The following is a 398-nucleotide window of genomic DNA, read 5'->3' as shown; positions in this document are numbered from 1 at the left end:
GCTATCGGGCCACCTTCGTGACCAACAGCTTTATTACCACGGGCAACATGCCGCTGTACGGTTTGAACCTGGAAACGCCCACGGTGGGTCCGCGCCTGAGCAGCACGGTGCCCACTGATACCCACCACGGGACCTTCGAGCGAGACACCGCCGTTATAAATGCCCGGGCCCGGGTTTACGAAGAAGCCACCCGGCGCACAGCCGATATTGCTGGCAGCGCAATGCAGGTGGTACCCAGACGTGTAGTACTCGCCGTAACGCGGCATGAAGGCCGGCACAAGACCCGTGGTGTTGGGCGTGCCGTCGGCGTACTTGGCCGTTGAAGCGGAGCCGTCGGCAGCGTTCGTGCACAGATTCTTGTACACCTGAGGCAGGTTGTGCTCGGCCGCGCGCACCGG

At 63.1% G+C, this 398-nt stretch carries 1 protein-coding gene; it reads right to left on the bottom strand.

Annotation, left to right across the window (positions count from 1 at the left end; genetic code table 11):
• The coding region (locus PZH32_RS11595; protein WP_275208410.1) for a hypothetical protein at window positions 1-398 on the bottom strand (398 nt) is incomplete at both ends.

Source organism: Adlercreutzia equolifaciens (genome assembly GCF_029076695.1).
GTDB classification, from domain to species: Bacteria; Actinomycetota; Coriobacteriia; order Coriobacteriales; family Eggerthellaceae; genus Adlercreutzia; species Adlercreutzia equolifaciens_A.
Note: the sequence above shows the minus strand (reverse complement) of the source record. Positions and strands in the feature narration are given on the sequence as shown.